The organism is Neisseria sp. HMSC064D07, assembly GCF_001837185.1.
In the GTDB taxonomy this organism is placed as follows: Bacteria; Pseudomonadota; Gammaproteobacteria; order Burkholderiales; family Neisseriaceae; genus Neisseria; species Neisseria flavescens_C.
This window is the reverse complement of sequence record NZ_KV831677.1, coordinates 79181-90263: the sequence shown is the minus strand read 5'-3', so window position 1 is coordinate 90263 and position 11083 is coordinate 79181. Positions and strand designations below refer to the sequence as shown.

Annotated in this window: 4 protein-coding genes and 1 pseudogene; 4 read left to right on the top strand and 1 reads right to left on the bottom strand. The window is 49.3% G+C overall.

The features are described 5' to 3' along the window. A pseudogene (locus HMPREF2608_RS04560) lies at nucleotides 1-357 on the bottom strand (metallophosphoesterase); the annotation flags it as partial. A gap of 103 nt (nucleotides 358-460) precedes the next feature. On the opposite strand from HMPREF2608_RS04560, the gene HMPREF2608_RS04555 reads away from it, so the two are divergent. From HMPREF2608_RS04555 to recB, 4 genes are all read left to right on the top strand, one after another. Further along, the gene (locus HMPREF2608_RS04555; protein WP_070826131.1) at nucleotides 461-1369 is read left to right on the top strand and encodes a Dyp-type peroxidase; all 909 of its coding nucleotides are present in this window, start codon (nucleotides 461-463) and stop codon (nucleotides 1367-1369) included. Between the two features lie 211 nt (nucleotides 1370-1580). Continuing rightward, entirely contained in the window at nucleotides 1581-3248 is a 1668-nt protein-coding gene (locus HMPREF2608_RS04550; RefSeq protein WP_070826130.1) for a ShlB/FhaC/HecB family hemolysin secretion/activation protein, read from the top strand. Between the two features lie 254 nt (nucleotides 3249-3502). Continuing rightward, nucleotides 3503-7261, top strand: coding sequence for a hemagglutinin repeat-containing protein (locus HMPREF2608_RS04545; RefSeq protein ID WP_070826129.1), 3759 nt, complete (start codon nucleotides 3503-3505; stop codon nucleotides 7259-7261). 144 nt (nucleotides 7262-7405) lie between these two features. Next, entirely contained in the window at nucleotides 7406-11062 is a 3657-nt protein-coding gene (gene recB / locus HMPREF2608_RS04540; RefSeq protein ID WP_070826128.1) for an exodeoxyribonuclease V subunit beta, read from the top strand. Nucleotides 11063-11083: the final 21 nt, after the last annotated feature.

Genomic DNA, 11083 nt, shown 5'->3' with positions numbered 1-11083 from the left:
CCCAAAACCGAGTAAACCAGCCACAAACAAAGGCGCAAACAGCCGCAGGCTTCGTGACAGCGGTTGGCGCGCCACAAAACGGCGCAGCAAAAGATACAGGATAAATGTCGCCAACGCGGCATACATCACAAACAGCAAGATCACCATCCAAAACGCCACCACGCGGAACATCATATGTCCCAACTCCAGCAGCAAGCCGACCAACAAGCCGTTTGTAATGCAATAGGAAATACCCATCAGCCAACGTCTGCCAACTTTGCCAATCCAAGGCGCAAACAGCCATTGCAACGAACGCCCAAGCCCGAATGTAAACACTTGCAACAGAATGACGCTCACAAAAAACATCTTGCCAAACATGCCTTTCCGCCCTAAAAAATCAAAAGGCAGATTTTAGGCCGTCTGAAACTTTCAGTGTATAATCCCCCACGTAAAAACCCATAATATTTTGAAAGGAATCATCATGAGCCACCCTCAATCAGCTATTATTCCTGATCACGCACAAGCCGGTATTTTTATCGAAGCAGACATTTCAGACGGCCGAAACGAAGACATCAAATCCGCCTGCCGTCTTTCTTTGGAGGCTCTGGCCAAATTAAAAACCCGTTTTCCAAATGATATTTTGGGTTTGACCATTGCCTTCGGCAGTCGCGCATGGCAATTGTTCGGCCATACTGACGAAGGCAGTGAAATCAAACCTTTCCCAGAATTGGGCAACGGCCTCGCCCCTTCCACCCAACACGACCTCTATATCCACATTCAAGCCACCGAGCAAAAAGCTGCCTATGCCTTGGCTCAATCTGTTTTAGGCGCATTCGGCGACAGCATCCGCGTATCCACTGAAGAACACGGCCTGCGCCTGTATGAAGACCGCGGCTTGGACGGTTTTGTCGATGGTACGGAAAATCCGCAGGGCGATGACAATGTGCGCAATGTCGCCATTATTCCCGAAGGCAAGCCCGATGCCGGCGGCAGCTATGTTTTGCTGCAAAAATACCTGCACGATTTGAAAAAATGGGATGCCGTTCCTACTGCCGAACAAGAAGCCAGCGTGGGCCGCAGCAAAGAAACCAATGATGAATTCAGCGAAGATGTACGCCTGCCCGACTCCCATCTCGGCCGCGTCAATGTCAAGGAAAACGGCGTTGACTTGAAAATTGTCCGCCGCAGCCTGCCCTTCGGCAAAATCAGCGGCGAACATGGTTTGATGTTCACTTCCTATTGCAACACGCTGCACAATATTGAAGTTCAGCTGCTCAATATGTTCGGCGATGCAGACGGCAAAACCGACTTACTGCTGAAATATTTGTCTAAAGCCGTATCAGGTGCTTACTACTACGCGCCTTCTGTCGAGCGTTTGCAAAATCTTTAACGGCTCACAGGCCGTCTGAAAAAACCTGCCTTTTCAAAGGCAGGTTTTTGTTATTTAAATTCCCTTAATAATTTTATGGTATTATCATAGAAATTTGTTTCATAGCAGTTTAGCAGACCCTAATTACAGACAACGATAAAAACTGATGCGCCCCAAGCAGCTATTTTCGATAAAATAAACCCAATTATTATCCCTATAAAATTACGACACCATGTATAAATCCCGCCTTCTGCCCCTGCCCGTATTGATTCTCTCCGCGCTAAACGCCTATGCGGCCAATACGCCGAATCCGCTTGATCAAATCGATAAAAACGTACCCAACCAATTCGACAAAGACTTCCGCGACAATCTCGACCAGATTCATTCGGTCGAAATCCAAAAACGCGAGCAGTCGGCATGGGATTTACAAAAAAAACAAGATAACGATGCGGTTGCACAAGAGGTGCCGTCTGAAAACAATACCGAATGCTTGGATTACACCGGTATCGAACTTTCCGGTATTACCCTCATCGATTCCCAAAAGATTGAAGCCAAGTTACCCAAATGCATCAATCAAAACAGCATCAACCAACTGAACCGGGATATCGTTGCCGAATATATCGCTCAAGGCTATCCGCATACGCAAATCAAATTTGAAACCACGCCTGAACGCGTCCTGAAATTGGCAGTCATCGAAGGCAAAATCCGTGAGATTACCGGCAGCTCCCATACAGTCAACGTTGATACCCTCTTCCCCAATCATCAAGGCAAACCGCTGAACATCCAATACCTCGACCAAGGTATCGAACAGGCAAACCATGTTGTCGGCAACAACGTCAGCATCGATGTTTATCCGCATGATGACGGCACCGCCTCCATCCAACTCAACAACGATGCACAAAAACATTGGGGCGGCAGCGTTACCATCGACAATAAAGGCAGCAAACCCAATACCACGACACTGCGCGGCAGCCTGAGTGTCGGCAGCCCGTTGGGATTGAGCGACTCCCTTTATTTAAACGGCTATACCAATCTAAACAACCACGACAGCCATTACAGTCGCGGCGGCAGTATGTTCTACCAAGTACCTTATGGCGCATGGACATTCAGCACTTACGCCGCCGCGTCGCAATCGCAAAGCATCTTAACGCCCAGCGTAACGCGCTATGCCTACCGCTCCAAATCCAAAGCGGCAGGAATCAAAGCGGACCGCGTATTTTCACGCAGTCAAAAACACATTACCTCCGCCTATGCCGGCATCGATTATGTGAAACAGACTGCAAAATTTGCTGACAGCAAACTGGAACTGCAAAGCCCGGAAATCTATTCGGCACAAGTCGGCCTGTCGCATACAGCCATCCTGCCAAACGGCATTTGGCTCAACAATATCGGCGTAGAACAAGGGTTTGCGAAAAATACCGAACATACGCCGTTCGACAAGCGCTATACCTCTGTATCCTTGCAAAGCAATTTGATTCAAAACCGTCCATTGGGTAAATGGATCGTGCGCAACCATCACCAAATCGATGCCCAATATAGCCCGCATGATTTGTTTGCCACCAAAGAAATGGACATCGTCGGCTATCAAAATGTACGCGGTTTCCGTTCGACTTCTTTGAGCGCAAACAGCGCAGTCCTGTTAAGCAATACCGTTTATTTCCGCCGCAATACGCCTCACGGCATCTATATCGAGCCTTATCTGAGCGCGGACATCGGCGTTGCCAAAAACAATAACGAAGGTTCGCAACGTGCCATGGGTGTGGTTGCAGGTTTGAATTTAGGCAAGGCGGACAAATGGCAGCTTTCTGCCGACTATGGCAAAGGTTTTGCGCGCATGCCCAACCAATCAAACAGCGAAATACAGGATCATGTGACCGTTTCTTTGCGCATTCCATTTTAAAGTTATGTAAATATATATCCTTTTATCCAATATATAAACCGCCCATCTTAACGTTATTAATTTTTCATTAATATCAATAAGATGGGCGGTTTATATTTGCATTTGAAATAGTGCACACAAGGCCGTACTGGTGGTATGATTGTAAAAAATTTTATAACAATGTTAATACATTCAAAATTTCCTCAACAGAAATCTCATACCCGATATGGGATTTCTGATTCAATCTCCATCACGATAAATAAGGATTAAAATCCATGAAAATCGACACTTTATATCAGCCTAAGCTCTCAGCTTCCGGCAAAGTAACTGTCGCCGTGTGCTTTGCATTCCTGGGAAATGCAGCGGTAGCGGCCAATATCGAAGCCATCGGCCAAACTTCGGTACAGCAGCAATACAATGTTGACATCGTCAACATTGCCGCACCGACGGCCCAAGGTCTTTCTCACAACCAATATAACAAGTACAACGTTTCCCAACACGGCGCCGTTTTGAATAACGCCCTGTCTGCCGGTAAATCCCAACTGGCCGGAAACCTGTCTGCCAACAAAAACTTCCAAGGTCAGGCCGCATCTGTGATCTTGAATGAAGTGGTCAGCAAAAACCCTTCCCTGATCTTGGGTCAGCAAGAGATCTTCGGTATTGCCGCAGACTATGTTTTGGCAAACCCTAACGGCATTACCCACAACGGTGGCAGCATCCTGAATGCCAACCGCGCATCCTTAGTTGTCGGTTCGCCAACCGTTTCAGACGGCGCGTTGAAATCTTTCCATATCAGCGACAATGGCAAACAACTGCAAGTAAACGGCAATTTGAGCGGCAACCGCGTAGTTGACCTGCTCGCGCCGCAAGTTGTAGTCGGCAAATCAGCCAACGTTAATGCCGCCGATGCCATCAATGTTTCTTCAGGCAAAAGCAACTTCGACTACAAAACCGCACAAATCGAAGCATTGGACGCTGCTTCAAATGCACCGGTGCTTGACGGCCATATCTTCGGCAGTATGCGCGCCGGTACCATCCGTATCCACGCGACTGACAAACGCGCCAAACAAAACATTCAAAATGCCGCCATTACCGGCACCCGCTACCTGAATATCGACAGCAAAGGCAACCTGAGCATCCAGTCAGCCAATCTGACCGGCACACAAATGGAATTGTTTGCCCGTGATACCGACATCAAAGGCACGGTTACCAGCCATTCCGCCAATAAATCTTCCAGCGGCAAAGAGGCGAAAAATGTTCAGCACTTCCGTTCGGACCGCAACAAAACAGAAACCTTTACCGCCAGCAATATCAATGCATCCGAGTCATTGACTTTGAACAACAGCGGCAGCCTCAACCTGAGCGCGGCCAACATCAATGCCGGTGCGCTGACTGCCTCTGCCACGGGCAACATCAATTCTAACGCGGTAAAAACAACCAACCGTACAGAATCCGACCACACTCAAAGCAAAGGCCTTTGGTACAACAACAACCTGAGCTCTTCTGCTGACGAAAGCCTGCATCAAACCAAAATCAATGCCGGTTCTGTCAATATTGCCACCACAGGCAAAGTTCAATTGGATGCGACCGAACTAAACTCGGCTGCTGATGCTCGCATTGCCGCCCAACAAGGAATCGTATTGAGCAGCAACAGCGAAACTGACAGCAGCTCGACTTATGTCAGCTTCAAAAATGAAACTGCTGCCCTGAAAACCGGCATCGCTACAAAATCTTCAAAAAACTCTACCGCCCATCAAACTAAAATCTCCGCAGCCGGTGATATCGGTTTGATTTCCGAAGGCGATTTGAGCACTTACGGCGCAAGCATCGCGGCAAACGGCAATGTCGTTACCGATGTCAACAAGATCAACTTGGGTACTCAAACCACCATCAACACCAACAGCCTCGACGACCAGAAAAAATACTGGGGCGGCCTGTTCGGCGGTGAAAGCCAAGTTCAAAACAACCGTACAGAAAACCTGCACGGCAGCAGCATTACTGCCAACTCAAACGTAGTCTTAGGTACAAAAAACGGCGTCAACGTTTACGGCAGTACCGTTGAAGGCCAAGCCGGTACATTCGTCAGCTCCAAAGCAGGCAATGTTGATATTAAAAACGCCACCAGCACCGATACTTCCTCACAAAGCGCGCGTAAAGGTACGATTTTCAATATCACTACCTCTAAAACCAGCAGCAACAGCAGCATTGAAAAAGTAACCGGTTCTACCTTGGTTTCCAATGCCGACCTGACCGTTGTTTCCAACAAAGACATCAATGTGATCGGTTCTGCATTGTTTGCGGCACAAAAACTGCAACTGGCTTCCGCAGGCGATTTGACCATTGATGCTGCCAAAGCGGTAGAAAACAAACAGGTCAACGAGTATTCCATCAAAGGCTACTCTGGTATCGAAACCAATAAAGAAAACGGCAGCGTGACTGCCAAAGCCGGTATCAAATTCACCGATACCCACACCGACACCCATTCTGTCGGCCTGAACGGCAGCATTTTGACCGGTAAAAACACCCAGTTGTCTTCCAACTCAAACGTTACCGTCAGCGGCAGCCAAATCAACGGCGAAGAATCCGTCAATATTTCCGCAGCCAATGACGTCAATATTGTTGCATCCAAAGGCAGCAACACTGTAACCGAATCCGGCCGCGTAACCGATTTGGGCGTATCTGCTACTGCATACGAAAAAAATAACGTTGCAGGCGTCGGCGTATCTGTCGGCATTACCAGCACCAAAACAGATGCAACTACCGTAACGAATACATCTCATGTATCCAACATCAACACCGGCGGCAACTCCACCATCACTGCTAACGGCAATATTAATCAAGAAGGTACAGTGATTAATGCGACCGGCAATGTGGTTGAATCTGCCAAAAACGTTACCCATGCAGCGGCACACAGCGGCGCGAAATCCGATGTGAAACAAAACGGCGGCGGTTTGGTCGTTTCTGCCGGCATCAGCACCAACAAAGGCATCGGCGGTGAAATCACTGCACAAGGTCAAGGCAATTCTTCGACCCACAATGAATCCACTGCAACCGTAACCACCATCAACGCAGGCAATGCCATCGTTTTGGCAAATGACAAAGTGTCTGATGAAGGTACAAAATACGATGTTACCGGTGCGATCAACATTGATGCAGGTTCATACCACAACACTGCCGCCCACAACACCAGCAACAGCAGCAGCAAACAAGGCGGCGCTTCTTTGACTATCGGCGCATACACCAAAGACGGTTCAAACGTTGATGTGAATGCCAACCTGAACGTCAACTACGCTGATGAAAACAAAAAAGAATCTACCGCCGTCAAAGGCGATATGAATGCTACCAATGTTGTCATCAACGCCAAAGACTCTGCTGAAATCGCATCCAACATTACCGCCAACAACAACGTCAACATTACCGCAGGCAACGGCGTAACCTTCACCGAGTCAGCCAATACTGCCTCCAACCAAGGTACAGCCGTCAATGTCGGTATCGGCGCTGGCGCGACAATCAATGTTGAAACCGGTGTTGCCGTTCCTCACGTCAATGGCTCTGTCGGCGTCAACAAAACCGATAACGCTTCTTCTACCGCCGCAGGCGCAAATGTAGCGGCCGGCAACGATATTAAAATCAATGCCAACAACGGCGACGTCAACCTGCACGGTACCAACTTGGTATCCAACAACTCCGTTGAAGTAGAAGGCAACAAAGTCAATACTTCCGGCGCGATCAGCAGCGTTAACGAAAAAAATCTGACCGTCAATGTCAACGGCAGCTACGCTTCAGGCAAACCAAACGGCGGCATCAACGCCAAAGGTAAAAACGAAGCCAACGTAACCAATACGGCAAACACCATCCAAAGCGACAATGTTGTTATTACTACCGGCTCTCCAACCGGTTTGAGCGTCAACAATACGACCATCAACGGTAATAATGTTGCGTACTACTATGACGACAGTAAAGCTCCTGCGGCGAACCGTTATACCTACCGTCCTCGCCAACCAAGCTACGCCAGACGCCGTTTGCGCTACTAGGATGCGCTATTGAAGTCATTTAATAGCCATTAAGACATGCCGTCTGAAAACAGAAAGTTTTCAGACGGCATTTTTATCATCAATGCAAAACAACACACTATCTCTGTTATGATAATGCCTCGCTAATATTATTCCGTTCCAACCATGTCTTCCGCCCTTCCTTTTGACGCGCTCACACTTTCCATCGACGGCACCAACCTTATCGAAGCTTCTGCCGGTACGGGTAAAACCTACGGCATTGCCGCGCTCTTTACCCGACTGATTGTTTTAGAAAAAAAAGACATCGAGAAAATTCTGGTCGTTACCTTTACCAAAGCGGCGACGGCAGAACTGAAAACCCGTTTACGCGCGCGTTTGGACGAAGTGTTGCAGGTTTTGAACGAAATCCAAACCTTGGGCGGCAAGCTGGAACATATTTCAGACGGCCTGAACAAATATTACGAAAAAGAAAAAAAATCTCCCGATGACTTTCTCAATCGCTTGATTCCTTTGGCTTTAGGCGAGCAAGACGGACAAGAAAGCTGCCATCGCCTGATTCTCCGCCTCAAAGCCGCGCTGAGCCAGTTTGACAACTCCTCTATTTACACCATCCACGGCTTCTGTCAGCGCGTCTTGCGCGATTACGCGTTTTTGTGCGGCGCACCTTTGGATGTCGAGCTGTCGGACGACTCGCGCGAGAGGCTGCTGATTCCTGCACAAGACTTTTGGCGGCAGAAAGTGGCAACCGATGCCACATTGGCACAATTGGTTTTTGACCGGAAATGCACGCCCGAAGAAATGCTTGCCGAAATCAAAAGCTATACCGGCCGCCCCTATCTGAAATTCAGACGGTCTGAAGGCGATTTGAAAGAAGCCCAAGCCAACCTTCAAGAAACATGGCAAAAAGTTTGCGCTCAGTTGGAAGACTTGGAAAAAGCATTTTGGGCAATTTTTCCCAAACTTAACGGCCAAACCTACAAAAGAAAAACCTTTGAAAATGTTTTTACCGATTTAAAAACAAACGCCGAATCCAACCGTCTGCCCCGCCTGAGCAAACAAACGCTAGAAAAATTAAGCCTCTTCAGTATCGACACGCTCAACAGCAAACTGAAAAAAGAATATAAAACCGATGCCGATATGCCGGAAATTATTCAGCTGCAAGCCTTGGCCAATCTCGGTCGTGATTTGCAGGCAATGGAAAGCGCGGAAGAAGCGGTCTTCATCCGCCTGCAACTCGACCTCCTTTCCCACATCAATCAGTCCATTGCCGAACAAAAAAAATCACGCCGCGAGCGCGTGTTTGACGATTTGCTGCTGGACGTCCATCAGGCATTGACCACCAATGAACACGGCAACGCGTTGGCAAAAGCGGCGGCGGCAAACTGGGAAATCGCGCTGATTGACGAATTCCAAGATACCGACCCGCTGCAATACGAAATTTTCCGCCAAATTTTTATCGAACAAGGCTGCCCGCTGTTTCTCGTTGGCGACCCCAAGCAGGCGATTTACAGCTTTCGCGGTGCGGACATTTACGCCTATCTGCAAGCTGCGCAAGATGCGGACAGGCATTACACCCTCGCCGTCAACTACCGCAGCCATGCCAAGCTGATTAACGGCATCAGCGCCTTGTTCAAACAAAAAAAACACCCCTTCGTCTTGGAAAATATCGATTACAGCGATGTCTCCGCCAGCCGCGCCGAAAGCCGGCTGTCGCCACACCGTCCCGCCATCCAAGTACGCTGGCTCAACACGGACGATCAGACCAACAAAGAGATTTTGCGTGGCCGTGCCGCCGAATATTGCGCCGATGAAATTGCCTTTGCGCTCAATGAAGCAGCCGAAGGCCGTCTGAACTTCAAAGGCCGCGCGCTGGAGTCCGGCGATATTGCGGTTTTGGTGCGCACCAACAACGAAGCGGCGATGATTGCCGGTAAACTGAAACAGCGCCGTATCCAAAGCGTGTTGCTGTCGCGCCAGTCCGTTTTCGATTCCGCCGAGGCAGATTCGCTGTCCGCGCTGATCGGCTTTTGGCTCAACCCAAGGCAAACCGACTGGCTGCGCTTTGTCTTGACCGGCGTTTTATTCGGCTATACCGCCAAAGAGATTTACGAACTCAACCATAACGAACACCAGCTGCTGAAATGGCTAGAGTCATCTGCCCAAGCCATGGAAAAATGGCGGAAAGGCGGCATTTTTGCCGCCGTGCAGCAGTTTGCCGCCCTACATGACATCGAAACACGCCTGCTCAAAGGCGGCAACGAGCGCAGCCTGACCAACTACTACCAAATTCTGGAGCTTTTGGCCGAAGAAGACAGTCAAAGCCGCAACCCTGCCGCCCTGCATAAATGGCTGAACGAACAAATCAGCCGTGCACGCAGCGGCCATTTCCCATCAGACGCGCAAACCATCCGTCTTGAAAGCGACGAAAAACTGGTCAAAATCGTTACCATGCACGCGTCGAAAGGTTTGCAATATCCTTTGGTGTACTGCCCCTTCGCGTGGGATACCAAAGACAATTCCAAAGAAAACTGGAAAATCCTGCATACTGAAAGCCACGAAACCGAGCTACTGGCAAAATCGCAAACCTCGGAAGCAGAACTAAGCCATCTTGCCGACGAAAAGACGGCAGAAGATTTACGCCTACTTTATGTCGCCCTTACCCGCGCCGAAGAACAGCTCAATATCTACGCCGCCGCCAACAAAAACTGTACGCCAAACAATCCTTTTGCCTATCTGCTCGAAGGTTTGTCGGATGCCGGCCGCGAGAGCGTCAGCCAAAGCTATAAAAGCGCGACAGACGTTGTAGAAATGCTTAAAACCAACTGGCAACGCTTTATCAAAAACGCGCCTGAAAATACGGAGTTTGCCTTCACGGAAGAAGCCCCGCCGGAAACCGTCTATCAATACAGCCGCCAGCAAGACCAAGCTTTTAGCGCACATAGCATTAAACGCCGCGATTTTGACTTTATCCGCCACACCAGCTTTACCGGTTTGAGCCGGCACACCAAGTCAACCGACGAACAACACGAGCCTTTGCAACCTGCCATCGATCCGGCAGAAAGCGCAGACCGTGCCATGCCGTCTGAAAACCTGCCGCCCCCACTTTCAGACGGCCTCGATATCCACCATTTCCCCCGCGGCACCAATGCCGGCGTATGTTTGCATGAAATGCTGGAAAAACTCGATTTCGCCGCCTCTGCCGAGAGCCAATCCGAAATGATTGCCGAAGTTTTGCAACGCCATAGCTTTGAAGACAAATGGCTGCCGACGGTAATCACCATGCTCGATACCTGCCGCCTTACGCCTTTAATCGGAGAGAGCCTGTCGCAGATTCCGCCGACCCGACGCCTGCCCGAAATGGGGTTTACCCTATACATGGACGATTTCAAACTGGACGACTTGCGTCGTTGGTTTGCCTCAAGCGAAGCAAACCTGCCGCCCGAATGCGTCCAAGCCGCGCAACTGCTTGATTTCCATGATTTGCAAGGCTATTTAAACGGCTTTATCGATATGGTTTGCCAAGATTCAGACGGCAATGTCGTTTTAATCGACTACAAATCCAACCATTTGGGCAACGATGCAAGCGCATACACGCAACAGGCGATGAACGAAGCCGTGGCGCATCATCACTACTACCTGCAAGCCCTGATCTACGCCGTTGCCATTGCGCGCTACTATGCCCTGCGCGGCAAGCCGTTGCCCAAAATCGCCATCCGCTACCTCTTCCTGCGCGGCATGGACGGCTCGGATCAAGGCATTTGGAAATGGGACATCGATACCGCCCTGCTTTCCACTTTCGTTGAACGAAACACAAATTCTTGATAAATCATTTTGTTAAACCGT

Coding starts and splice junctions, on each gene's coding strand:
- HMPREF2608_RS04555 (WP_070826131.1), top strand. CDS start 461: ATGAGCCACCCTCAATCAGCTATTATTCCTGATCACGCACAAGCCGGT.
- HMPREF2608_RS04550 (WP_070826130.1), top strand. CDS start 1,581: ATGTATAAATCCCGCCTTCTGCCCCTGCCCGTATTGATTCTCTCCGCG.
- HMPREF2608_RS04545 (WP_070826129.1), top strand. CDS start 3,503: ATGAAAATCGACACTTTATATCAGCCTAAGCTCTCAGCTTCCGGCAAA.
- recB (WP_070826128.1), top strand. CDS start 7,406: ATGTCTTCCGCCCTTCCTTTTGACGCGCTCACACTTTCCATCGACGGC.